24 protein-coding genes are annotated in these 22,496 nt (G+C 62.0%); 13 read left to right on the top strand and 11 right to left on the bottom strand.

Translation table 11 applies throughout. The features are described from left to right. From RMO18_RS07210 to greA, 3 genes are all read right to left on the bottom strand, one after another. A partial coding sequence (locus RMO18_RS07210) for a peroxiredoxin (protein WP_309664862.1) occupies positions 1–651 on the bottom strand: 651 nt, incomplete at its 3' end. A 174-nt stretch (positions 652–825) separates the two neighbouring features. Next, a complete protein-coding gene (locus tag RMO18_RS07205; RefSeq protein WP_309664861.1) occupies positions 826–1,875 on the bottom strand; it encodes a hypothetical protein in 1,050 nt (349 codons plus the stop codon). 15 nt (positions 1,876–1,890) lie between these two features. Further along, positions 1,891–2,361 carry a transcription elongation factor GreA gene (gene greA, locus RMO18_RS07200; RefSeq protein ID WP_309664860.1) on the bottom strand — a complete coding sequence of 157 codons (471 nt, stop codon included), beginning with the start codon at positions 2,359–2,361 and terminating at the stop codon, positions 1,891–1,893. Positions 2,362–2,640: 279 nt separating this feature from the next. Here greA and RMO18_RS07195 point away from each other — a divergent pair, with 279 nt between their 5' ends. The 3 genes from RMO18_RS07195 (at position 2,641) to RMO18_RS07185 (ending at position 6,959) form a co-directional block, all read left to right on the top strand. Continuing rightward, complete coding sequence (locus RMO18_RS07195) at positions 2,641–4,287, top strand: electron transfer flavoprotein-ubiquinone oxidoreductase (protein WP_309664859.1); 1,647 nt, start codon at positions 2,641–2,643, stop codon at positions 4,285–4,287. 118 nt (positions 4,288–4,405) lie between these two features. Continuing rightward, on the top strand, positions 4,406–6,121 hold the full coding sequence (locus RMO18_RS07190) for a tetratricopeptide repeat protein (RefSeq protein WP_309664858.1): 1,716 nt from the start codon (positions 4,406–4,408) through the stop codon (positions 6,119–6,121). Further along, on the top strand, positions 6,111–6,959 hold the full coding sequence (locus tag RMO18_RS07185; protein ID WP_309664857.1) for a 4-(cytidine 5'-diphospho)-2-C-methyl-D-erythritol kinase: 849 nt from the start codon (positions 6,111–6,113) through the stop codon (positions 6,957–6,959). The genes RMO18_RS07190 and RMO18_RS07185 overlap by 11 nt, the downstream gene beginning before the upstream one ends. Here the strand turns inward: RMO18_RS07185 and fliP are convergent. The 4 genes from fliP to fliF are packed head-to-tail and all read right to left on the bottom strand — an operon-like array spanning position 6,950 to position 10,098. After that, a complete protein-coding gene (gene fliP / locus RMO18_RS07180) occupies positions 6,950–7,660 on the bottom strand; it encodes a flagellar type III secretion system pore protein FliP (protein WP_405054023.1) in 711 nt (236 codons plus the stop codon). The genes RMO18_RS07185 and fliP overlap by 10 nt on opposite strands. A gap of 2 nt (positions 7,661–7,662) precedes the next feature. Then, positions 7,663–7,932: a FliM/FliN family flagellar motor switch protein gene (locus tag RMO18_RS07175; RefSeq protein ID WP_309664856.1), complete on the bottom strand. Its 270-nt coding sequence runs from the start codon at positions 7,930–7,932 to the stop codon at positions 7,663–7,665. Next, positions 7,925–8,524: a flagellar biosynthesis protein gene (locus tag RMO18_RS07170; RefSeq protein WP_309664855.1), complete on the bottom strand. Its 600-nt coding sequence runs from the start codon at positions 8,522–8,524 to the stop codon at positions 7,925–7,927. The genes RMO18_RS07175 and RMO18_RS07170 overlap by 8 nt, the downstream gene beginning before the upstream one ends. Continuing rightward, positions 8,524–10,098: a flagellar basal-body MS-ring/collar protein FliF gene (gene fliF, locus RMO18_RS07165; protein WP_405054022.1), complete on the bottom strand. Its 1,575-nt coding sequence runs from the start codon at positions 10,096–10,098 to the stop codon at positions 8,524–8,526. The genes RMO18_RS07170 and fliF overlap by 1 nt, the downstream gene beginning before the upstream one ends. A gap of 154 nt (positions 10,099–10,252) precedes the next feature. Between fliF and fliL the strand changes: the two genes are divergently transcribed. The 10 genes from fliL to RMO18_RS07115 all read left to right on the top strand — a co-directional run bounded on the left by fliL (position 10,253) and on the right by RMO18_RS07115 (position 19,959). Next, complete coding sequence (gene fliL, locus RMO18_RS07160) at positions 10,253–10,726, top strand: flagellar basal body-associated FliL family protein (protein WP_309664852.1); 474 nt, start codon at positions 10,253–10,255, stop codon at positions 10,724–10,726. A gap of 11 nt (positions 10,727–10,737) precedes the next feature. Then, the gene (locus RMO18_RS07155; protein ID WP_309664851.1) at positions 10,738–11,178 is read left to right on the top strand and encodes a hypothetical protein; all 441 of its coding nucleotides are present in this window, start codon (positions 10,738–10,740) and stop codon (positions 11,176–11,178) included. Next, positions 11,175–11,747 (top strand): hypothetical protein, encoded by a 573-nt coding sequence (locus RMO18_RS07150; RefSeq protein ID WP_309664849.1) that lies wholly within the window; start codon positions 11,175–11,177, stop codon positions 11,745–11,747. Before RMO18_RS07155 ends, RMO18_RS07150 begins: the two co-directional genes overlap by 4 nt. 87 nt (positions 11,748–11,834) lie before the next feature. Further along, positions 11,835–12,704, top strand: a complete 870-nt coding sequence (gene motA, locus RMO18_RS07145) for a flagellar motor stator protein MotA (RefSeq protein WP_309664848.1) — start codon at positions 11,835–11,837, stop codon at positions 12,702–12,704. Next, a complete protein-coding gene (locus tag RMO18_RS07140) occupies positions 12,701–14,929 on the top strand; it encodes a hypothetical protein (RefSeq protein WP_309664847.1) in 2,229 nt (742 codons plus the stop codon). The genes motA and RMO18_RS07140 overlap by 4 nt, the downstream gene beginning before the upstream one ends. Before the next feature lie 79 nt (positions 14,930–15,008). Next, positions 15,009–15,695 (top strand): lytic transglycosylase domain-containing protein, encoded by a 687-nt coding sequence (locus tag RMO18_RS07135; protein WP_309664846.1) that lies wholly within the window; start codon positions 15,009–15,011, stop codon positions 15,693–15,695. A gap of 1 nt (position 15,696) precedes the next feature. Next, positions 15,697–17,772 (top strand): flagellar biosynthesis protein FlhA, encoded by a 2,076-nt coding sequence (flhA, locus tag RMO18_RS07130; protein ID WP_309664844.1) that lies wholly within the window; start codon positions 15,697–15,699, stop codon positions 17,770–17,772. After that, entirely contained in the window at positions 17,769–18,551 is a 783-nt protein-coding gene (locus RMO18_RS07125; protein ID WP_309664842.1) for a flagellar biosynthetic protein FliR, read from the top strand. Before flhA ends, RMO18_RS07125 begins: the two co-directional genes overlap by 4 nt. Beyond that, complete coding sequence (locus tag RMO18_RS07120) at positions 18,548–19,630, top strand: flagellar type III secretion system protein FlhB (RefSeq protein WP_309664840.1); 1,083 nt, start codon at positions 18,548–18,550, stop codon at positions 19,628–19,630. Before RMO18_RS07125 ends, RMO18_RS07120 begins: the two co-directional genes overlap by 4 nt. Further along, positions 19,627–19,959, top strand: a complete 333-nt coding sequence (locus RMO18_RS07115; RefSeq protein ID WP_309664839.1) for a hypothetical protein — start codon at positions 19,627–19,629, stop codon at positions 19,957–19,959. Before RMO18_RS07120 ends, RMO18_RS07115 begins: the two co-directional genes overlap by 4 nt. Before the next feature lie 129 nt (positions 19,960–20,088). Here RMO18_RS07115 and RMO18_RS07110 read toward each other — a convergent pair whose 3' ends face one another. The 4 genes from RMO18_RS07110 to flgG form a co-directional block, all read right to left on the bottom strand. After that, a complete protein-coding gene (locus RMO18_RS07110) occupies positions 20,089–20,568 on the bottom strand; it encodes a flagellar basal body-associated FliL family protein (RefSeq protein ID WP_309664838.1) in 480 nt (159 codons plus the stop codon). Positions 20,569–20,573: 5 nt separating this feature from the next. Then, the gene (gene flgH / locus RMO18_RS07105; protein WP_309664863.1) at positions 20,574–21,293 is read right to left on the bottom strand and encodes a flagellar basal body L-ring protein FlgH; all 720 of its coding nucleotides are present in this window, start codon (positions 21,291–21,293) and stop codon (positions 20,574–20,576) included. A 9-nt stretch (positions 21,294–21,302) separates the two neighbouring features. Beyond that, positions 21,303–21,722 (bottom strand): flagellar basal body P-ring formation chaperone FlgA, encoded by a 420-nt coding sequence (gene flgA, locus RMO18_RS07100; protein WP_309664836.1) that lies wholly within the window; start codon positions 21,720–21,722, stop codon positions 21,303–21,305. Further along, positions 21,722–22,496: flagellar basal-body rod protein FlgG (gene flgG, locus RMO18_RS07095; protein WP_309664834.1), on the bottom strand; the 775-nt coding region annotated here is incomplete at its 5' end. The genes flgA and flgG, both read right to left, overlap by 1 nt.

Genomic DNA, 22,496 nt, shown 5'->3' with positions numbered 1-22,496 from the left:
GGGGGCCTTGGCGAACCGCAGGTAGGGCAGACGGATGTCCAGATCGCCGAAGCGTTCCTTCGCCTGATCGTTGTTCAGCGCCAGCGCCACGATTACATCCTGCCCAGGCACCCAGTTTGCAGGCGTGGCCAGCGGCACGCCGTCGGTCATCTGGATGGCGTCCAGCGCGCGCAGGATTTCAGCAAAGTTGCGCCCCACCGACATCGGGTAGGTCATCGTCAGGCGAACCTTCTTGTCCGGCCCGATGATGTAGACGGTGCGCACGGTAGCCGTATTGGCAGGCGTGCGGCCTTCGGTCGGCAGGTAGTATTCGGCGGGCAGCATGTCGTAGGCTTTGGCCACGGTCAGCGAGGTATCGTCGATGATCGGGAAATTGGCCGGCGCACCGCCAAATGCCTCGATGTCACGCTTCCACTTTTCATGGTCGGAGACGCCGTCGACGGAAATGCCGATCACCTTGGTGTTGCGTTTGGCCCATTCGGCGGCCAGTTGCGCCACGGCCCCGAATTCGGTAGTGCAGACCGGGGTGAAATCCCGCGGGTGGCTGAAAATGATGCCGTAGCTGGTGCCCAGCCAGTCATGAAACTTGATCTGGCCTGCCGTGCTGTCGGCGGTGAAATCGGGGGCGATGTCGTTGATGCGAACGGCCATGGAGTCCTCACTGGGGTTCTTGCGGTGGCTGGTGATCTGCGTTGAACATAAGAGATTCGGAATGCTGTTTCATCCCCCGGCGATGTCAGTGGCGAAGATCAGGATGATCTTCCGTGCCTGACCGAATGCCAGGAAAAACCGTCCGCACCTTACGGTAGCAACAAAACGTCGAACTCAGTCGAAGGTTCCCGTCACGCGACCGAACAACATGAAAGCCCGTGCGGTGCGGGTGTCGGCCATATCGGCAAGTTCGCTGTCGGTGGCGTTAGGCTCGAATGTCGCGAAGGTCTTGTCGAAGGTGCGCAGAAAATGGTGGGCGGCGTCGCGGAAGACCGGGTCTTCGCGCATCCGCGCGGCGGTCAGCGCCAGGCATGACCGGTCGCGGATACCACCAAGGCCAGCAATGGTACGCCCGCGTTCACCGCCAGCAAAGCGGCGCCAAAGCTCGGGGCGCGACAGTTCCGGCTTGAGGTCATCCATGTAGATGCCCTCCTGGCTGAGCAGGGTCAGCACGTCTTGCGCGGCGCGGATCAGCTTGGCCACGGCGCGGTCTTCCAGCGCAAGGCGCAGGGCGCGGAAACCTTCCTTGTCGTCCGGGCTTTCGGGAAACTGCATCGCGCGGATGAAGTCTGACACCGACAGCGGCGCGCGCAAATCCTCGGCCGGGGTGCCAAGGGCAAGGGCGGGTTGTTCGGCCTCAGGCTCGGGTTGCGGAGCGGCGAGGGCGGCCTTGCGGTCGGCGGAGGGCACGGTCTGCGAAGCATCGCGGCGGGTGGAGAAGGTGGCAAGAACCGATTCCGCCTGCTTGGTGGCGGCGGCGATCTCGTCGATCTTGCGTTCCACCGAAGGTTTCATGCCACCCGACTGCGGCTGCATCTGGGTTTGCACATAGCTGGCGCGCATTGCATCGACGGCCAGTTGCAAACGACCGGCCTCGGCGCGCAATTCGCGTACCGATCGCAGGGTGATGACCACGACCCAGATCAGCGCCAGCGGCAGGAAAACCATCAGCAGCGTAAGAACCAGACCAAGGGTCTGTGCATCATTGCCAGGGGGCGAGATCAGCACATAAATCAGGATCGAGATGACCCAGCAAAAGCTGAGGATGGTTGCGACCAGTTCCATCCCGCGTCCGCCTGAAATGGCAGCAGGGGTGGCCGAAGCAGGGGCAAGTGGGCCGGGAACGGCGGACATCTCCTTGCGTGGGTCTTTCTGCAGGGTCATCGGGCAGGTCCCGGTTCAGACATATCGGATCGACAGGATTTCATAAGACCGGATTCCTCCGGGGGTCTTTACGTCTATGCTGTCGCCCTCGTCCTTGCCGATCAAGGCGCGGGCAAGAGGTGAGCGAATGTTCAGCAGACCATTTTCGATATCAGCCTCACTTTCGCCGACGATCTGGTAGGTCTTTGCTTCGCCGGTGTCTTCGTCGGTCAGCTGGACAGTGGCGCCAAACTTGATCGACCCGGAAAACCGGGACGGATCAATCACTTCGGCCAGTGACAGCAGGCCCTCAAGCTCCTTTATCCGGCCTTCGATGAAGCTCTGCTTCTCTCGGGCGGCGTGATACTCGGCGTTTTCCGACAAATCGCCATGCTCGCGCGCTTCGGCAATATCGCGGATGATTGCGGGCCGGTCGACGGTCTTCAGACGTTTCAGTTCTTCGTCCAGCGCGTTAAAGCCACGCCGGGTCATCGGAATCTTTTCCATCGGCCTTCCACGTCAAAATAAGAAGTCACGGACCGGGTGTCGGACCATGACTTCAGGCTCGTTTCCGCTTCACCTGATCGTAAGGAGGGTGCAAATGCAAGGGGTATGCCGCGCACGGGTGGCGGTCTGTCGCCACCGGGCAAGATTCTTGCACCGGGTCTGGCAGGCAAGGTTGTGATGTTGCGTCACGGTTGACCTTGGGTCTGCCTTGGGGCAAGGGAAGGGCCGCAAACTGCCTGCATTTCAAGGCATGTGGCGGCTGCGAGGGAAGGACAGGCGATGACGGCAATCCAGCGCGAGAAGATGGAATATGACGTTGTGATCGTGGGGGCGGGGCCTGCGGGACTGTCCGCTGCGATCCGGCTGAAGCAACTTGACCCGGAGCGGACGGTTGTCGTGCTGGAAAAAGGGTCGGAGGTCGGCGCGCATATCCTGTCAGGTGCGGTGCTAGACCCTGCGGGTCTGGACGCGCTGTTGCCAGAGTGGCAGAGCATGGACGCGCCGATCAAGACGCCGGTCGTGACCGACAACTTCTACATTCTGGGTGAGGCGGGCAAGGTCCGCATCCCGAACTGGCCGATGCCGCCACTGATGAGCAATCACGGCAACTACATCGTCAGCATGGCAAATGTCTGCCGCTGGATGGCGGGTGTGGCCGAGGGGCTGGGCGTCGAGATTTTCCCCGGTATGTCGTGCAGTGAACTGGTGTTCGACGGCGACCGGGTGGCCGGCGTGGTGGCTGGTGAATTCGGGCTGGACCCGGACACCCGTGAGCCGGGGCCGAACTACGAGCCAGGGATGGAGCTTCTGGGCAAGTACGTGTTCCTGAGCGAGGGCGTGCGGGGCAGTTTGGCCAAGCAGGTGATCGAGAAGTACGACCTGTCGAAGGGCAAGGATCCGCAGAAGTTCGGCCTTGGCATGAAGGAAATCTGGGAGATTGACCCCGCCAAGCACAAGCTGGGCACGGTGACCCATACGATGGGCTGGCCGCTGGGCAAGAACGCGGGCGGCGGGTCGTTCATCTATCATCTTGAGAACAATCAGGTCTACGTGGGTTTTGTGGTGCACTTGAACTACAAGAACCCGCATCTTTACCCTTACATGGAGTTCCAGCGCTTCAAGCATCACCCGATGGTGGCGGAGCTTTTGAAGGGCGGCAAACGCGTGGCCTATGGCGCGCGGGCAATCAGCGAGGGCGGCTGGCAGTCGATCCCGAAGATGGTGGCGCCGGGCGTGGCACTGCTGGGTTGCACAGCGGGGCTGGTGAACGTGCCGCGCATCAAGGGCAACCACAATGCCATGCTGTCGGGCAAGGCGGCAGCCGAAGCGGCGCATGCGGCGATCATCGATGGCCGGATGGGCGACGAATTGTCGGCCTATGAGGCCGAAGTGCGCGGCGGGGCCATCGGGCGCGACCTGCGACGCGTGCGCAACGTCAAGCCTTTGTGGTCACGCTATGGCCTGGTGGCCAGCCTGATGGGCGGCGGCATCGACATGTGGGCGAATACGGCCGGCTTCACGATCTTTGGGACACTGAAGCACGGCAAATCCGATGCGGCGGCGACGGGGCTGGCGAAGGATTTCAAGCCGATCGACTATCCCAAACCGGACGGCGTGCTGTCGTTCGACCGGCTGACCAATGTGGCCTACAGTTTCACCAACCATGATGAGCATCAGCCCGCGCATCTGGTGCTGAAGGACAAGTCGATTCCCATACTGGTGAACCTGCCTATGTATGCTGAACCCGCGCAACGCTATTGCCCGGCCGGGGTGTATGAAGTGATCGGCGAAGGGCAGGACGCGCGGTTCCAGATCAACTTTCAGAACTGCGTGCATTGCAAGACCTGCGACATCAAAGACCCGAGCCAGAACATCAACTGGACCACGCCGATGGGCGGGGGCGGCCCGAACTACCCAAATATGTAGGCGCTTCACGCAAGCTTGTATGGCAATTGGCGGGTCGGGGGTCTGGAAACGCCGGCCCGCATTGCTTCGGCGCGATGGGACAGCTAGCTTTGCGCAAGATCCGCATCGGAGAGGCCACATGCCGACATCTGTCTTTCGCACCTTAACGGCATTTGCGCTTGGCACGGCGCTGAGCATCGGCCCGTTGTTGGCCGAGGAGGTCCAGAATACCGGGGCCTATCTGGCGGCGCGGGTTGCGGAATCCGAGAATGATTTCCAATCGGCGGCGCAATGGTATGCCAAGGCGATTGAGGCCGACGTGAACAATCCGCGGCTTGTGGAAGGCGCGCTGCTGGCCGACATCGGGATGGGCGATTTTGAATCGGCCTCGGTTGCCGCCAAGCGGTTGAAAGAGCTGGGCGCAAAAAGCCAGCTTGCCGAATTTGTGGTGCTGGCCGAAGCCGCACAGCGCGAGGATTACGCGGCGCTGCTGGCGGGCAGCAAGGATGGCCGTGATCTGGGGCAGCTGCTGGAAGATCTGGTGACCGCCTGGGCCACGCTTGGCGAGGGCAAGATGTCGGACGCGCTGGCGTTGTTTGATGCGATGGCAGCGACCAAGGGGCTGGAGGCGTTCGGCCTGTACCACAAGGCGCTGGCGCTGGCGTCGGTTGGCGACTTCGAGGGGGCGGACGAGATTTTGTCGGGCCGTTCGTCGGGGCCGATCTATGTGATGCGGCGCGGCGTTTTTGCCCATGCGCAGATCCTGAGCCAGCTGGAGCGGAATGCCGATGCGCTGGCGCTTTTGGACCGTTCTTTCGGCAGCGAGCCTGACCCGATGGTCGATGCCCTGCGCGCCCGATTGAAGGCGGGCGAGCCGATTCCGTTCGATACGGTGAAGACCGCGCGTGACGGCATTGCGGAAGTGTTCTTTTCTGTGTCGACCGCGCTGAACGGCGATGCAGACCCGGTCTACACGCTGCTGCATAGCCGGATCGCCACCTACCTGCGCCCGGATCACACGGATGCGCGGCTGCTGTCGGCCGATGTGCTTGAAACGCTGGGCCAGCATGATCTGGCAGTGGCGACCTATGCGCTGTTCCTGCCCGAAGACCCGGCGTTCGTCACCGCCGAGATCGGCCGCGCCGGGGCACTTATGGCGCAGGGCAAGGCGGATGCGGCCCTTGAGGCATTGCAGACACTGGCGCGCAGCCATGGCGATCTGGTGATGGTGCAATCGGCGCTGGGCGATGTGTTGCGCACAGAAAAGCGGTTTGACGAGGCTGAGCTTGCCTATACCGCCGCCCTTGGTCTGTTGAAAGACGTGAAGCCGGAGCATTGGATTCTTTATTTTTACCGTGGCATCAGCCACGAACAAAGCAAGGATTGGGCCGCCGCGGAAAGCGATTTCCGCGCGGCGTTGGCGCTTAACCCGGATCAGCCGCAGGTGTTGAACTATCTTGGCTATGGTCTGGTTGACCGGGGCGAAAAGCTGGATGAAGCGCTGGGTATGATCCAGCGCGCCGTCGCTGCCGAGCCGGACGCTGGTTACATCATCGACAGCCTTGCCTGGGCGCTGTTCCGGCTCGGCCGCTATGAGGAGGCGCTGGAGCCGATGGAGCGCGCCTCGGTGCTGGAGCCGGTCGATCCGGTGGTTACGGACCATCTGGGAGATGTGTACTGGGCCGTTGGCCGCACGCTTGAGGCGCGGTTCCAGTGGCACCGGGCACTGTCGTTCGGGCCGCTGGAGGCTGAAGCCACCCGGATCCGCCGCAAGCTGGAGATCGGCCTGGACGCGGTGATGGCCGAGGAAGCCAGCGCCCCACCGGCTGAGGAAGCCGTCACGAATGGTGACTGAGACGGTCACTGAATTCGCGCCTGCAAAGATCAACCTGACGCTGCATGTAACGGGCCGCCGGGCGGACGGGTATCATCTGTTGGACAGTCTGGTGGTCTTTGCCGGGGTCGGGGACCGGGTCACCGTGCAGCGCGCGCCGGACCTTTCCTTGCATATAACCGGGTCGCAGGCCGCCAAGCTGCCGGTGCAAGACGACAATCTGGTGTTGCGGGCGGCGTGCGTGATGGGCGGTGGCGTGGCGGTGGTGCTGGACAAGGTTCTGCCGGTGTCTTCGGGCATCGGTGGCGGGTCGGCAGATGCGGCTGCGACTTTGCGGGCGATGGCGCGGCTGACCGGGCGGGCCTTGCCCACGGCCGCGGACGTGTTGGCCTTGGGCGCGGATGTGCCGGTATGCGTGCAGGGCGTGCCGGTGCGGATGACGGGGGTGGGCGAGGGTCTGACAGCGGTGCCTGCGCTGCCAGCGGTGTGGCTGGTATTGGTGAACCCCGGTGTCAGCGTCGCGACCCCTGAGGTGTTTCGGGCGCTGTCGGCAAAGGACAACGCGCCGATGCCGCCGACTATTCCGGCTTGGGCGACGGTGGCAGATTTTGCGGCGTTTTTGACGTCCCAGCGCAATGATCTGGAAGCTCCGGCCATTGGACTTGCCCCCGTCATCAGCGCGGTGCTTGCGGGCCTTGCCGCACAAACCAGCTGTTATCTGGCGCGGATGTCGGGGTCTGGCGCCACCTGCTTTGGCCTGTTTGGCACTGTAGCTGATGCCGACATCGCAGTCCGAATGCTGCAACGGGAAAATCCGGGATGGTGGGTGGTCGCAACGCCAATCGGCGGTCAGAAGTAGCTGCGCACCAGCGCACCGGAGATCAGCGCCCAGCCATCGGCAACCACGAAAAACACCAGCTTGAACGGCAGTGACACCACCGCCGGCGGCACCATCATCATACCCATCGACATCAGGATTGCAGCAACGACAAGATCGATGATCAGAAACGGCAGAAAAATCAGAAAGCCGATCTCGAAGGCGCGCTGGATTTCCGAGAGCAGGAAAGACGGGATGAGCAATGACAGCGGCGTTTCAGTTGGCGCACCCGTCAGCGGGGGGCGAAGGTCGCGCAGTGTCTGGATCGTGTCGGGGTCCACCCGCAGCAACATGAATTCGCGGAACGGCGCGATCGTTGCCTGCAGGGCTGGGGCAAGTTCCATCCGGCCACTGGTCAAAGGTTCAATGCCATCAACCCAGGCCTTGGTGAATACCGGGTCCATCACGTACCAGGTCAGGAACATCGCCAGGCTGATGATCAGCATGTTTGGTGGTGCCTGCTGCAGGCCGATTGCCTGACGCAGGATCGACAGCACTGTCACGATGAACGGAAAGCAGGTCACCATGACCGCCAGCCCCGGCACGATGCTGAGGACCGTGATCAACAGCAGCAGTTGCACTGACCTCAGCGACAGCGACCCTTCCGGCCCGATGTTCAGCGACAGCTCTTGCGCCATGGCCGGGCTGGCCAGCAACAGCAGCGCCACACATGCGCAAGTCAGTTTCACAACCCGCCCCGCAAGTTGGCTACCTCGGTCAAACGCACTGCAAGCTGCCCAGCCAGATCGCCCTCCAGTTCGGTCAGCTCACCCCGGGCGATCAGACGATCACCGACATAAAGCTCCACCGGGTCATCCACCCGGCGATCCAGTTGCAGCACCGCATCCTTGCTAAGGCGCAGGAGGTCCTTCACCATCGGGCGCGCCTTGCCGACAGAAATGGTCACTTCGATCGGTACCTGGCTGAACGGGTTGGCGTCTGTCAGATCATCCATGCGCTGTCTCCTCTTGGGTCACGCTGAAGAAGGCGCGGACCGCGTTTGCAATTTCGGCAGTGGCTTGGGCAAGATCGACCTTGGTCTCGACCGTGCCAAAACGGATGTAGACTTGCCCTTCGCTAAGCGAGGGTTCTTCTTCGATGGTCATCGGCAGACCGGTTGCCTGTTCCAAGAGCGATTCCACTTGCGCGCGGACCGCCGGGTTCAGCACCAGCGTCAATGGTGTGTCGGCCATTTCATCAGCCATCGGCATCAGCGTTTCGAGGACGGTCGGTGCCAACGCCTCACGCGCCATTTCCGGCAACAGGCGGCTGGTCATTTCGATGATCAGCGGGCGGATCGCCTGCAGCACGTGATTGCGCGCTTCCTGATAGGTGAAGGACAGGGTTTGCAGATTGCGCGCCAGATCCGCCCGGATGCGGGTCTGATCGCCAGACTGGGCCGCGGTCGCGTCATCCCAGCCGGCGGTGTAGCCCTGCTCGAACGAAGCGATCTTGGCATCTTCAAGCGCGCTGGCCTGCACCAGCGGCAGTTCGGTCCCGTCGGGGGCCGTTTCGGTATCAAAGACCTCCAGGCGCAGAAGACCCATCAGGCACGCTCCTCTTCATGTTCCATCCAGCCGCGCAGGATTTCGATAGATTCGGTCTGCCGTTTTTCGATCAGTCGGCGCAGGCGGGCGGCGGGATCGTTGCCGGCCTCCTCCTCCGGATCGTCGCCATAGGTCGAAATGCCGCCGAGGGACGCCATCGGATAACCGGTTTCCACTTCGCCGGTCAGCGCGGCGGAGGCAAAGCTGCCGTTGCCCGGAAGGGCCAGTTGCGGTTCCGGCGGTGGCAGGGACCGCAGTGCGCCAGTTGAGGTTAGGATCGGGCGAATGACGAAGATGCCAAGCACCAACGCCACCAGCGCCAGAACGCCGGTCTGAATCATGGTCATGATGTCGATGGACCCCACGGGCGGGAACAAGCTGGTCGTGGCCTCTGTTCCTTCAACCGCAATCTCCTGAAACTCAAGGGATTTCAGGGTCAGGACATCACCACGCGCCTCGTCCAGCCCAACGGCCGAACCCACCAGTTCGCGCAAGGTTGCAAGTTCCTCCTCGGCGCGCGGCGCCCAAGTGCGGGTGCCGTCGGCTGCCAGGGTCGCCTCCCCATCCACCATCACCGCCACGGTCAAACGGCGAATCGATCCGGGATTGCGCAACACTTCGCGCTTGGTCTCGGATACTTCGTAGTTCACCAGCTCTCGTGTTTCGGTGTTCTCGGTTTTGCCAGCGGCCCCGGCCCCGGCGTCACCCTGCGGCAGGTTTGATGCGACCGTAACATCGCCACCCGGTTCGGTGCTGGAACCAGATTTCTCCTGGGTTTCCGACGAGATCGCCACGCGCCCCTGCGGATCGAAAGTATGCTCGGTGATCGATTCGCTTTCCGAGATCAGGTCGACCGACACTTCGACCACGGCCTTGCCAGGACCGACGCGCGCAGCCAGCAACCTTTCCACATTGCCTTTGATTGCGGCAGCGCGTTCGGCGGCATCGGTGCCCTCAAACGGGCTGTCGTCCTGCCCACCGATCAGTCCGCCCACCGTATCGATGATCTGCACGTCATCGGGCTTCATGCTGGAAATGGCGCTTGCCACCAGATGCCGGATCGCCCGCGCCTGCGCCTCGCCAAGACGGCCGGAGGTGGTGGTCAGCGTGACCGAAGCGGTCGCCAGTTCCTCAGCCTGAAAGGCGCGTGCCGGCGCACGGGCGATGTGGACCCGAGCGGCCCTGACCTCAGGCATCGCAAGGATGGTGCGGGCAAGCTCACCTTCCTTGGCGCGCCAATAGGCGGCGTCGAACATCTGCGACGTGGTACCAAAGCCGGACAGCGCATCCAGCAGTTCGTACCCGCCGCCACCCGCCGTCGGCAGGCCTTCGGAGGCCAGCGCCATGCGCAGACTGTCGCGCTGGTTCACGTCTACATAGATCGAATCGCCAGACACATTGTAGGGAACACCGCGCTGATCCAGGGCTGTGATGATTTCACCAGCGGAGGCCGGTTCGAGGCCCGCATACAGCAACACCATGTCCGGGCTGCCGGCGATGCGGCTGAGGCCAAGAACGGCGGCAAACATCGCGACAGTGGCGCCCACCATGATCAGTCGGCGGCGCATGTTCATCGAAAGCCAGATGTCGATCAGGTTTTGCAAGGCAACACTCCGTTGCGTGGGCTTCTGCCGGTGATCACAGGAATGAGGCACGCGTCTTAACAATCGGTTAGTGACCTTCGGCTTATCTTCACCGTGTTGGCAAAGACGGAGGTCCGGCGTGGCGATGGCAGAAGCAACTCTTGATCAGACCCAAAAGAAGCGGTCGAAACTGCCGCTTGTGATCGGCGTCTTGCTGGCGCTGGTTTTGGGTGGGGGCGGGTTTTATGCCACCTACACCGGCCTGTTGTTCGGCCACACGGAGGCGGCCAAAAGCCACGACGCTCCCGGTCCGCTAACTGGCATTGCGTTTGTGCCGCTGGAGCCGATGGTCATCTCGCTTGGCCCCGACGCGGGCAGCAAATACCTGCGCTTTTCGGCGCAAGTGGAGGTGGTGGATAGCGCTGTCGCCGATGTGACCCAGTTGTCGCCACGCATCCTTGATGTGCTGAACAGCTACTTGCGCGCGATCGACAGCTCATCGATCGAGGATCCGAGCGCGATGGCCAGACTGCGCGCGCAGATGCTGCGGCGAATCCAGATTGTGACGGGTGAGGGGCGCGTGCGCGATCTGCTGATCACCGAATTCGTCTTGAACTGAACGGGGGCGGGATGGAACTGATTGCTGATATTCTGATGGTTGCAGGCTCCTTTGGGGCGGCGATCTATTGCTATGTGCTTTCCGCGCGGCTCAAGCAATTCACCACCCTGGAAACCGGAATGGGCGGGGCGATTGCGGTGCTCTCCGCGCAGGTGGATGACATGACCGTGGCCCTAGAACAGGCTCGAGGCGCGGCGAACGGCTCGGCCTCCAGCCTTGAGGCGTTGACGGCGCGTGGTGAGGCGGTGGCCAAGCGGCTGGAACTGCTGGTGGCATCGCTGCACGACCTGCCCGAAGCCACGCCCGCGCAGCCGGCAGCAGCCGTTGCGCCAGTGTCAGGCCCAGTCTCCGTGCCAGAACAGGGTGTCGAGGACGGGACCGGGGAAAGCGACAGGCGGTTACGCTTTGTTCGCCGACGCACGCAGCGCGACTCGCTGGAGGCCGCGGAATGAGCGGCAAGCGCCGGTCCGGGCGCGGTACGCTGTTCATCGTGGCGATGCTTCTGGCATGCTCTGGTGCGTTGCGACTTGGGTCTGGCATCGGGGTCGCTATGGCGCGGACTGATACAACGGCAGAAGATACCGCACCAGACGCCGCACCGATGGAATGCGCGATGCCCCCCCTTGCAGTGTCCGAGGCGTTGAGCCTGCGCGAAGGCCGGGTGGTAGCACAAGAAGCCGCAGTGCAGGACAAGCTTGCTGCAATTGCGCTGGCGGATGAAGCGATTACGCAAAGAATGGCCGAAATGCAGACGCTTGAAGACAAGTTGCGCGCCACTGTGGCCTTGGCCGATGGCGCGGCCGAGGCCGACATCGAACGGTTGATCGCCGTCTATCAGGCGATGAAGCCCAAGGATGCCGCGGCGCTGTTCGAAACAATGGCGCCCGAGTTCGCCGCAGGTTTTCTGGGCCGAATGCAGCCTGAGGCGGCGGGGGCCATTCTGTCGGGCATGTCATCGGAGGCAGCCTACGGGATTAGCGTGATCGTCGCCGGGCGCAATGCCAATGCTCCGACTGAGTGACCGGCGGCGCACTTGCCGCCGAATCGTCAGAGAGTCTTAACCCGTCGCGCGGATACTGGGCAAAGTCCTTGGGGAATGGGGTTTCAGATGCTCGGCCTTATCGGCATTGCCGTTATATTGATCATGGTCTTCGGCGGCTACGTTGCCGCAGGTGGCAAGCTCGGGATCATTCTCAAGGCGCTTCCCTTCGAGATGATCATGATCGGCGGTGCGGCCGTTGGCGCGTTCCTGATTTCGAACGATTTTGCGATGGTCAAACACACGATCAAGGACGTTGGCAAGGTCTTCAAGGGCCCTAAATGGAAGCCTGAAGACTACAAACAGATGCTGTGCCTGCTGTTCGAGCTTATCCGACTGTCGCGGTCCAACCCTGTGGGGCTAGAGGAACATGTCGAAAACCCGAAAAGCTCTTCGATCTTTGGCAAGTACCCGCGCATCCAGAATGACCACGAAGCGGTTGATCTGATCTGCGACACGCTGCGCGCCGCTTCGATGAATTACGACGATCCGCATCAGGTGGAAGAGGTGCTCGACAAGCGCATGGAAGCGACGCTGCATCATGCCATGCACTCCAGCCACGCCTTGCAGACGGTGGCGGATGGACTGCCTGCCCTTGGCATTGTCGCGGCGGTTCTGGGGGTTATCAAGACCATGGCCTCCATCGACCAGCCGCCTGAAGTGCTGGGCAAGATGATCGGTGGCGCACTGGTCGGCACGTTTCTGGGGGTGTTTCTGGCCTATGGCCTGATGGGTCCATTCGCCGCAAGGGTAAAGACCGTGGTCGAGGATGACGCGCATTTCTACCATCTGATCCGTGAGGTTCTGGTGGCCAATCTGCACCGGCACCCTGCCAACATCTGCATCGAGGTGGGTCGCCAGAACACCCCGCATCATGTGCGCCCGGGCTTCAGCGATCTTGAGGAAGCAATGCGCGGCTTGAAGCAGGATGCAGCATGACACGGCTGATCCTGACGCTGCTTTTGCTGTTGTACCCGATTTCAGCACGGGCCCAGACCGCAAGAGTGATCTCGGGCGAGCACGCAGATTTTACGCGCTTGGTGATCGAGCTTCCGACCGGCGCCGATTGGCGGCTGGGTCGTACGGATAGCGGGTATGCTCTGGCAGTCACCGGCGCCACGCAGCCGCGCTACGATCTTACCGGCGTCTGGGACCGGATTCCCCGAACTCGGCTAAAGGCGCTCTGGGCAAATCCGGAAGACGGAATGCTGACGCTGGATCTTGCCTGTGCCTGTCATGCCTTCCCGTTTGAGTTTCGCCCTGGAATGGTGGTGATTGACCTGCGCGAAGGTCCCGCCCCAAAGGGATCGGCTTTCGAGCTGGCCCTTGATGGATCGACCAAGCCTGCCCTTGTCGCATCACCGGTGTCGCGCCCTGAAGCGCCACCAAAGGACGCGGCAACGAACACGGCCCCAGCCTATGACTGGCTGGAAGAAGTGGCCCCGCCCACAGTCGTCAGGAAGGGAAATCCCGGGTTGCCCGTGCCTCTGCCGACGGGACTGGTTTCGCTCGATCCGCTTCGCGATGCCTTGCTGGCGGAGTTGAGTCGCAGCGCAGCTGCAGGCATGATCGAGATGACGCTGCCACCTCGGCAATCCGGCGCTACAGAGAACACTGCTGAGGTCAGTGCCGAGGCTCTTCCATGGTCGCGCATCGTGATCGGCGAGGTGCCGGGCGTCGCGGCGGGGTCGGAATTGCAGGGAAAGGATTCCATGCTGGCGGACGGTTCCGCCTGTATTCCGGACGCCAGCCTTTCGGTTGCCTCCTGGGGGAACGACCAGCTGGTTGCGCTGCAGATTGCCGACGCCCGCGCCGGCCTAATCGGAGAGTTCGACGTACCCGACAAGGTGGCCATGAAACGGACTGTACGGCAACACCTTTTCCTCGGCTTCGGCGCCGAGGCCCTGCAGTATCTGGCACTGATCGAAGCTCCGTCGCAAGACGTTGATCTGCAGCTTTACGCCGGTCTGGCGCGCATCATCGACGGGATCGCAGACCCGTCCAGCCCATTTCGAGGCATGTTGACGTGCGACACCTCTGCGGCCCTGTGGTCGGCGCTGCTTTACGCACAGTTGCCAACTGGCAGCGGGGTAAATGTGCCCGCGATACTTCGTGGATTTGCCGCTCTGCCACCGCACCTGCGTCAATACCTTGGGCCAAAGTTGGCAGAGCGGTTTCTGGCGCGCGGAGATGTGGATGCTGCCCGGATGGTGCGAGACGCAACCGCCCGAGTGCCCGGCATTCCAGCTGGTGCGACGGATCTTCTGGATGCACAGCTTGGCTTGGGAGAAGGTAGGACCGGCGATGCGGCGCTTTCGGCACAGGCAGCTCTAGATGGTGGCGGTGCCGTCGGGATGGAGGCTGCTCCGGCATTGGTCGAGGCCAATTTTCGCAAGATGGAGCCGATTGGGCCGGAGCTATTGACGACTGTTACCTCGTATCTTGCCGAGGCGGTGGGCACGGATAAAGAATTGGTGCTTCGGCGTGCCCACGTGCTTGCCCTCGCGCTTGCTGGGCAGCCGGCTGAGGCGCTTCTGGCACTTGACCAAGCACCAGAGACCGAAGCTGACCTTTGGCAAGTGATCGCGGCGCGAGCGACGGACGAGCAGCTGCTGACTGTTGCGGTGCTCGCGCCAGGAACGCCCCGCCCGCAGGCCGCCGACGCAACCGTCCTGGCGATGGCTGGACGGCTGGCTGATCTTGGCTTTGCGGACGCGGCGCTTGTCTGGCTTGGCGCGATCGCGGCGGATGCGGATCCTGAGGTCCGGCTTCTGGCGGCGCGCGCCGAACTGGCGCGGGGCGACGCGCGCGCGGCACGAGCGCTGGTGTCTGATCTGAAGTCTCCCGACGCACTTGAGATCTACGCGAAAGCCTTGACCCGTCTGGGCGAAATCTCGCCGGCTGGTGAAGCTTGGCGGTCCGCCGGATTTGCGGAGGAGGCACTTCGGCTCAGCATTTGGGAGCGCGATTGGACGACGGTTTCTCTCAATGCGGTTGGCCCCTGGCAGGATGCTGCGTTGCTGGCGGTGTCGGCTGAGACTGCCACGCCGCCGCCCGACGGATTGCTGGCGCAAGGCGCGGCGCTTGTGGACGCAAGCGCAGAGGCGCGGAAGAGGATCACAGATCTGTTGGGATCGGTGGTCGATCCGACATCGGTTCCCTGAGCTGCTAAGACCTTGGCAATATTTGCCCTTTAGGCTCGCCCCAAGACCGTCGGCAGAACGCCGTCGCGAGGAGCCTTGAATGGGAATCACCCGCTTCAGACAGCCGTCGCGCCTTTTGGCTGCGATTTTCGCAATGGCCCTCGCACTACCTGGTAACGGTACGACTGACCCATCCGGACTGTGCCTTGCCGCGGCGACCGAAGCGTCAGATCAGACCGGTGTTCCCCGCAACGTGCTGTTCGCCATCGCACTTGTCGAGAGTGGGCAAACACGAAAAGGCGAACGTTTGCCTTGGCCATGGACGATCAATCAGGGCGGCAACGGTCAGTGGTTCGATACCAAGGCCGATGCCGCAGGAAAAGCACAGGCCGCTCTTGATCTTGGCGCAACCAACGTGGATCTGGGCTGCTTTCAGCTGAACTACCGCTGGCATGCGGAGCATTTTGCCTCGCTTGACGACATGCTGGATCCCCAGCAGAACGCGCTTTACGCTGCATCCTTTCTAGCGCGGCTCTATGGTGAAACCGGAAGCTGGTCGGACGCCGCCGCGGCCTACCATTCCCGAACCCCGGATTACGCCGACCGCTATCGCGCGAAGTTCGACACTGCCCTTGCCACGCTTGATGGCAGTGCGGTCCTTGTTGCCGAGGCGGAAGTGGTGGAGCGGCTGAACCGATTTCCGCTACTCCAGCACGGAGGGAAGGGCGCCTTTGGGTCACTGGTGCCAGCCAGAAATGCCAGCACTCGCCTGATCGGGGCGCCGTAAGATGCGCGGACAATTCAAGCTCGCATCGCTGTACCAGCCGACGATCCTTTTGGCACTTGGGCTGATGGCGGTGATCATGATGATGATCCTGCCGGTACCCGCCTGGCTTTTGGATCTGGGCCTTGCGCTGTCGTTCTCGCTGGCGATCCTGATGCTGACCATTGCGCTGTTTATCGAACGGCCGCTGGATTTCTCGGCCTTTCCAACGATCCTGCTCGCCTCGCTGATGTTGCGGCTTGCGATCAACGTTTCGTCCACCAAGCTGATCATCGGACAAGGCCATACCGGAACCGACGCCGCTGGAGAGGTGATTGAAGGCTTCGCCAATTTCATCATGGGGGGCAGTGTGGTGCTGGGTCTTGTGATCTTCATCGTGCTGCTGATTGTGAACTTCATCGTGATCACCAAGGGTGCCGGCCGGATGGCGGAAGTCGGCGCGCGTTTTGCGTTGGATGGCATGCCGGGCCGCCAGCTGGCGATCGACGCCGACATGTCTGCCGGGGCCATCGATCACACCGAAGCCAAACGTCGACGGGAACTGGAACTGGCCGAGACAAACTTTTTCGGCTCGCTGGACGGGGTATCCAAATTCGTGAAGGGCGATGCGATTGCCGGCCTACTGATCACCGCACTGAACATCATCGTCGGTCTGTGCATGGGGATTTTCGTCCATGAGATGGAGCCCGCCGTCGCTTTTGAGACTTACACGATCCTCACCGTAGGTGATGGCCTCGTCAGCCAGATTCCGGCAGTGATCATCTCGGTTGCGGCCGCACTATTGCTTGCCAAAGGCAGCCAGAAGGGCGCGGCGGATGTGTCGTTCTTTGCCCAGCTTGGCCGCTATCCCGGCGCTTTGGGGACGGTTGCCGCGCTGATGGCGTTGCTGGCGTTGGTGCCTGGGATGCCCTTCCTGCCCTTCATGATCGCGGCTGGGGCACTTGCATTTGCAGCCTGGTCGATGATGAAGAAAGCCAGGCTTTCAGAGGTGGTGTCACCCCCGACCTTGGAACCGGTACGGGCGAAATCCATCGGCGATGTGCTGGATTTTGACGACATCCATATCGAGTTTGCGCCCAATCTGGTGGCCATGGCGCTTGATCCCGCAGTGGGGCTGGACAGCCGGATAGCCAATATGCGCAACCACATCGCCTCGGCCTTCGGCTTCATCCTGCCCGAAATCCGACTGACGGATGAGGCAGCATTGCAGCCCGGCAACTACCGGATACGGCTGCAGGGTGTGGAGTGCGTGGCCGATAGGCTGGTGCCGGACCGGGTACTGGTCTTGCTGATGGACGGTGTTCAGGCGCCCGAGGGGATCGACGTGAAAGAGCCCGTCTATGGCGCTGCTGCCCGCTGGATCCGCCCCGATCAGCAGGAAGAAGCGGCGCTGGCGGGACTGACCGTGGTGTCGCCAACCGAGGTGTTGGCGACGCATCTGTTGGAGGTGCTGAAGGCCAATCTGTCGCGGCTGCTGACACTGCGCGGGTTGCGACGGCTGCTGGATGAATTCGTTCGCCTGTCTGACCCGGCCCGTTCCGAAGCCAACCGACGCCTGCTGGACGAGCTTCTGCCTGAGAAGGTACCGATTGATCTGCTGCACGCCGTTCTGCGCCTGCTGTTGGAGGAGCGCGTGTCGATCCGCAACCTACCACTCATCCTTGAGGCGGTGGCCGAAGCCCGCCACATGGGCACACCGGAAGCGATCTGCGAACATGTGCGCCAACGGCTCGGCTTTCAGATCGTTGCCGAGTTGAAGCGGGCGGACGGGTCGATCCCACTGATCCAGCTTGCGCCGGATTGGGAGAAGGCCTTCGCCACATACCAGATCGACGGCGATCGTGGTCAGCGTGACATTGCCCTGCCGCCCGAACTTTTCGCGCGCCTTGCCAACGGGTTGACGGAGCGGGTCAATCGCGCGGCGGAAACCGGGGTCTACCCTGCGTTGGTGACATCGGTCTTGCGTCGGCGGTTCCTGCGCACAGTGGTTCAGGCCAAAGGCTTGCAGATGCCGGTCTTGTCTTACGAAGAGATCGGATCCGACGCGCGCCCATCCTTGCTCGGTCAGGTGCCCGCATGACCGATCTCATGGCCGAGATGGCTGCACTGCTTGACCTTAGCCAGTCGTTCTTCTGGGTGGCCGTGCTTGTGTTTGTGCGGGTCGGCGCAGTGGTGTCGCTGCTTCCGGCGCTGGGCGAACAGGCCGTGCCGCAACGGGTGAAGCTGTCGTTCGTTCTGGCGTTCACCGCCGTCGTCGCCCCGGTGGTTGCCGAAGGGCCGCTGGCGGGGATAGCCGAGCCGGGCTTTGCCGCCCTAGGGGTTGAGGTGGTTGCGGGGCTGATCCTGGGGATCGGGCTCAGGATGTTCGTGCTCGTGCTACAGACGGCGGCGTCGATCATTGCGCAAGCGACCACCTTGTCACAGCTTTTCGCGGGGGCCGCGCCAGAACCGCAACCGGCGATCGGCAACCTCTTTATCGTCGCTGGCCTCGCGCTGGCAGTTAACGCGGGTCTGCACGTCCGCGCTGCGGAACTAATGATCCTGTCATATGACATTTTGCCCCAAGGCACGCTGCCGGACCCGGCCGATGTGGCAGACTGGGGGCTGTCGCTGGTGGCTGCGACATTCAGCCTATCGTTCTCCCTCGCTGCTCCCTTCGTGATCGCCTCGATGATCTACAATCTGGCGTTGGGGGCGATCAACCGGGCGATGCCGCAACTGATGGTTTCTTTCGTTGGAGCGCCGGCGTTGACTCTGGGGGCGCTTGCCATGCTGATGATCGCGACGCCGATGCTCCTTGCGGTGTGGTTACAGGCTTTTGGTGCGCATTTGGCTGCGCCCTTCATGGTGCCGCCATGAGTGAGGAAGACAGCGACAGCGCTGAAAAGGAACATGACGCGTCTCAGCAACGCCTGGATCAGGCCCGTCAGGATGGAGATATTCCTCGATCAGCAGATCTTCTGGCGGCGGCCAGCTTTGCCGGCTTCGTGGCCGCCTTTGCCGGCTTCGGACCTTGGGCATTTGAGACGTCTGGCACCGCAGTTATGGTGCTGTTTGACCAGTCCGACAGTCTGTCACGGCTGATTTCGACCAGTGCATCCGGCCCGATCGGAGGCTTGATGCTGGCCCTCGCGTTGCCGGTCATGGCCACTTTGATGGTGCCGATTGCAATCGTGTTGCTGGTGATTTTCGCCACTAAGGGCTTTGTCGTGGCACCTGGCAAGCTGGCGCCAAAACTCTCGCGGATCTCTCCCATCGCGACGATGAAGCATAAATTTGGAACCGAAGGGTTGGCTGAGTTCGGCAAGAGCACTGTCAAGCTGCTGCTGGTTTCCTTCATTCTTTACAAATACTTCACTTATCGGGCCGAAGATATCTTCGCCAGTGTTTATCTGGAACCGCTACTCTCCACTGCGCTTCTTGCACGGCTGACGGTGGAGTTTCTATCCATCATCTTTCTGGTGACGCTGGTGTTGGGCGGGGCCGATTTCCTGTGGCAACGACACCTTCACCAACAGCGCAACCGAATGTCGCGCAAGGAAATGATGGACGAATTCAAGGAAAGCGAGGGCGATCCGCACATGAAGGCCTCGCGCCGCCAGCGGGCGCAAGAAGTGGCGACAAACCGGATGCTGACGGATGTCGCTAAGGCCGATGTCATCGTGGTGAACCCTACGCACTATGCGGTTGCCCTGCGATGGGACCGGGCGCAGGGCCGGGCGCCGATTTGCGTGGCGAAAGGTACTGATGAGATTGCTCAGCGCATTCGCGAACGGGCTGCCGAACACGGCGTACCGATTCACAGTGACCCGCCAACTGCACGGGCGATGTTCGCGTCTGTCGATCTCGGCCAAGAGATCCGTCCCGAACACTATCGTACCGTGGCGGCGGCGATCCGCTTTGCCGATGCAATGCGCAAGCGGGTGAAACGGAGATGAGTGCGTCAAAGGATCTGTCCCGTTTAGGCGACATCACGCAACTGGTCCTCGACAGCCGGTTGCAAGCGCTGCGCCACGCGTCGGCAGCGCGCGAAAAAAGCCAGATGCAGCTTGCCGCGCTGACAGCATCCGATGCGCCCACCGACCTGCCCGCAATCGCAGCAGGCCTGGTGGCGCTCAACTATCAGCGCTGGGCCGATCTTCGGCGGGCCGGGCTGAACGCCGTCATCGCGCGTCAAACCGCGGAATGGATGCAGGCTAAGGCTGCGGCATCGCTCGCTTTTGGCAGAACGCAAGCACTTCGGGGGATCGTGGAGCGGCTGAAGTAGGGCTGAGTTCGCCCGCTATGGCGTTCCACATTCGGGCACAACCGCCAGCGAACCTACAGCACTTTCACTGCCGAATTCCCGGTGCAGAGGGCGCGTCGCCACTTTTGACGGATGGGGGCCATGCCGCAGTCATCCATCCTGGCGGGCGATATCGGTGATCAGGACGTCGGTGACTACGTTCCCGAGGATGACCACAGCGGCCTCCTTAAGGCTTTCGCGCAAGATGACAAGGTTGGAACCATCGGTGAACGAACCGTTGAAACCACCAACGTTGGCATGGTCGAACAAGACTTGAAGGAAGGTATCGCGCAGTTTTGGCTCGCGCGCATAGGTGGCCTCTGTGCTGCCATTGCTCACCTCAAGGCTGAGCGCAAGAACCACCATTGCCCGTACGCGCCCGTCTTCCACCACGGGCACAACGAACTGGTTGTTCATCTTGACATATTCCGGAAGCGCCTCCTCGTCAGCAGCTTCTTCCTGTGCTCCTTCGTCTTCGGCCACAGTGGATTCGGCATGCGGATCTTCGGGTGCCGGTCGCAGGAAGACGCCGGCCGCGACACCGCCGCCAAGGCCCAAAAGCGCCAGTAGAAGGGGAAGAACCTTTTTCATCCCGGTCAGAACGGCAGAACGATTTCGGCGGCTTGCTGACCATAGGTCGGCTGCTGCACATCGGTAATCTGGCCCCGACCGCCATACGAAATGCGTGCTCCGGCGATCTTATCATAGGTGATTTCGTTTTGCCGCGACACATCGATCGGGCGCACATATCCTGTGACGATCAACTCACGCAGTTCGAAATTCACCCGCACCTCCTGCTGACCTTCGATCCGCAGAACGCCATTCGGCAGTTCCTCCACAACTGTTGCGGCGACCCGCAGTGTCAGCTGTTCCTGGCGGGCGACGTTGCCATTGCCTTTGAACGTGGACGACGATTCGGACTCGAACGCCTTTCCAATGCTTGCGCCATCAGGCAAGGCTTCGTCGATCCGTTGCGGGATTCCCAAAAACTCAGGCAGGCCGGATTTCTTCGATCCGCTGCGGCTGCGACCCGACGAATTCGAAATCGTCGCCTGATCATCGATCTCGATCACCACGGTCAGGATATCACCGCGCTGCGCTGCCCTTCGGTCACCGAACAGCGAATCCGTGCCTGCCGCCCAGAGCGAGGATCCGTCAGACAGGCCTTGCGGCACCACGTCCTCCGGCATGTTGGAAGAATACATCGCCGAGAACTGATCGCCGCCAGCAAGCGGCGAGAACTCTGGTGCGCGGCCAACCTGGCTTAGCTTGCCGCAACCGCCCAGAACGAAGGTGATGAGTAAAATGCTGCGCATCATGGCTCTCTAGTTCTCCAATCCCACATAGACTGCGCCGTCCGGACCAACCCGACCGCTGACCGTTGTCTTTGAGGCGAGGTTGATCACTGCAATCACATCGCCCTCGCCGCCGCGCCCCATGGCCCGGCCTTCTGTCGAAATCGCCAGCCCACCCGCAAGGTAGATCAGCGGAACCACTTGATTGCGATCGATCAATGCCCGAGCACCAAGGTCCGCCGCATGCACCGGCCGACCGGCATAGATCGTAACTCGAGCCTCTTGCCCGAGTGCCAGCCCGGGATCTGACAAGGCACCGGGCACCTCTGCTTGGACCATGGTCAGATCCTCTGGTCCGATCACCGACTGGGCGCGGATTGTACGGGTGGCAACCACGGTGTCGGCAAATGCGGGCTGGACCAGCAGCACCGCCGAAATCAGGCGCCACATCAGCGCACCTGCGTAGTGGCTGATAGCATCTGGTCAGCGGCGGTGATTACCTTGGCGTTCAACTCGTACCCGCGCTGCGCCTTGATCAGCTCAGTCACCTCGCGCACGGCGTCAACTGAGCTACCCTCAAGATAGCCCTGCCGCAGCGTGCCAAGGCCATCGAGCCCCGGTTGCCCCGTTGTCGGCCCGCCCGAGGCAGGACTTTCAAGGAAAAGGTTGGATCCGATTGCCTCAAGACCCTTTTCATTGATGAAGGATGTCAGGGTGATCTCTCCCAGCAATTCGGGATCTACACGGTCCGCGAAATCGGCATAGACTTCGCCCATTGGGGTAATGGTGATACCGCGGGCATCCGATGGGATGGTGATCCCCGGGGCAACAGGGTAGCCGTCTGAGGTGACGATCTGCCCGTCAGCAGACCGCTTTAGTGCGCCGTCGCGAGAATAAGCCGATGCGCCTGATGGCAGCGTCACCTCGATGTAACCGTTGCCGTCGATTGCGAGATCGAGGTCAGCACCCGTCGGCTCCAACGGACCCTGGCCCAGAATCACCGAAACCGAAGCCGGGCGCACCCCGAGGCCGATTTGGATGCCGGTGGGAAGCATTGCGCCGTTTTCGGCAGTGACGCTGCCTGGGCGTGCCATCTGCTGATAGGTGAGATCGGCAAAATCTGCGCGGCGTGGGTTGTAGCCCGTGGTCGACATGTTCGCGAGGTTGTTGGACACAACATCGACTTTCATCTGCTGCGCCGCCATGCCGGTGGCCGCGATCTGA

It is taken from the genome of Tabrizicola sp., from assembly GCF_031377265.1.
Lineage (GTDB): Bacteria > Pseudomonadota > Alphaproteobacteria > Rhodobacterales > Rhodobacteraceae > JAUYQR01.
This window is presented reverse-complemented; position numbering and strand designations above follow the sequence as displayed.

What these genes read in the sequence shown, in the direction of transcription:
- flgA (WP_309664836.1), bottom strand. Translation starts at nt 21,722, where the DNA reads ATGTGGCGCCTGATTTCGGCGGTGCTGCTGGTCCAGCCCGCATTTGCC.
- motA (WP_309664848.1), top strand. Translation starts at nt 11,835, where the DNA reads ATGCTCGGCCTTATCGGCATTGCCGTTATATTGATCATGGTCTTCGGC.
- RMO18_RS07190 (WP_309664858.1), top strand. Translation starts at nt 4,406, where the DNA reads ATGCCGACATCTGTCTTTCGCACCTTAACGGCATTTGCGCTTGGCACG.
- RMO18_RS07115 (WP_309664839.1), top strand. Translation starts at nt 19,627, where the DNA reads ATGAGTGCGTCAAAGGATCTGTCCCGTTTAGGCGACATCACGCAACTG.
- flgH (WP_309664863.1), bottom strand. Translation starts at nt 21,293, where the DNA reads ATGCGCAGCATTTTACTCATCACCTTCGTTCTGGGCGGTTGCGGCAAG.
- greA (WP_309664860.1), bottom strand. Translation starts at nt 2,361, where the DNA reads ATGGAAAAGATTCCGATGACCCGGCGTGGCTTTAACGCGCTGGACGAA.
- RMO18_RS07185 (WP_309664857.1), top strand. Translation starts at nt 6,111, where the DNA reads ATGGTGACTGAGACGGTCACTGAATTCGCGCCTGCAAAGATCAACCTG.
- RMO18_RS07135 (WP_309664846.1), top strand. Translation starts at nt 15,009, where the DNA reads ATGGGAATCACCCGCTTCAGACAGCCGTCGCGCCTTTTGGCTGCGATT.
- fliF (WP_405054022.1), bottom strand. Translation starts at nt 10,098, where the DNA reads ATGAACATGCGCCGCCGACTGATCATGGTGGGCGCCACTGTCGCGATG.
- RMO18_RS07150 (WP_309664849.1), top strand. Translation starts at nt 11,175, where the DNA reads ATGAGCGGCAAGCGCCGGTCCGGGCGCGGTACGCTGTTCATCGTGGCG.
- RMO18_RS07120 (WP_309664840.1), top strand. Translation starts at nt 18,548, where the DNA reads ATGAGTGAGGAAGACAGCGACAGCGCTGAAAAGGAACATGACGCGTCT.
- RMO18_RS07110 (WP_309664838.1), bottom strand. Translation starts at nt 20,568, where the DNA reads ATGAAAAAGGTTCTTCCCCTTCTACTGGCGCTTTTGGGCCTTGGCGGC.
- fliL (WP_309664852.1), top strand. Translation starts at nt 10,253, where the DNA reads ATGGCAGAAGCAACTCTTGATCAGACCCAAAAGAAGCGGTCGAAACTG.
- RMO18_RS07140 (WP_309664847.1), top strand. Translation starts at nt 12,701, where the DNA reads ATGACACGGCTGATCCTGACGCTGCTTTTGCTGTTGTACCCGATTTCA.
- flhA (WP_309664844.1), top strand. Translation starts at nt 15,697, where the DNA reads ATGCGCGGACAATTCAAGCTCGCATCGCTGTACCAGCCGACGATCCTT.
- RMO18_RS07195 (WP_309664859.1), top strand. Translation starts at nt 2,641, where the DNA reads ATGACGGCAATCCAGCGCGAGAAGATGGAATATGACGTTGTGATCGTG.
- RMO18_RS07175 (WP_309664856.1), bottom strand. Translation starts at nt 7,932, where the DNA reads ATGGATGATCTGACAGACGCCAACCCGTTCAGCCAGGTACCGATCGAA.
- RMO18_RS07125 (WP_309664842.1), top strand. Translation starts at nt 17,769, where the DNA reads ATGACCGATCTCATGGCCGAGATGGCTGCACTGCTTGACCTTAGCCAG.
- RMO18_RS07205 (WP_309664861.1), bottom strand. Translation starts at nt 1,875, where the DNA reads ATGACCCTGCAGAAAGACCCACGCAAGGAGATGTCCGCCGTTCCCGGC.
- RMO18_RS07170 (WP_309664855.1), bottom strand. Translation starts at nt 8,524, where the DNA reads ATGGGTCTTCTGCGCCTGGAGGTCTTTGATACCGAAACGGCCCCCGAC.
- RMO18_RS07155 (WP_309664851.1), top strand. Translation starts at nt 10,738, where the DNA reads ATGGAACTGATTGCTGATATTCTGATGGTTGCAGGCTCCTTTGGGGCG.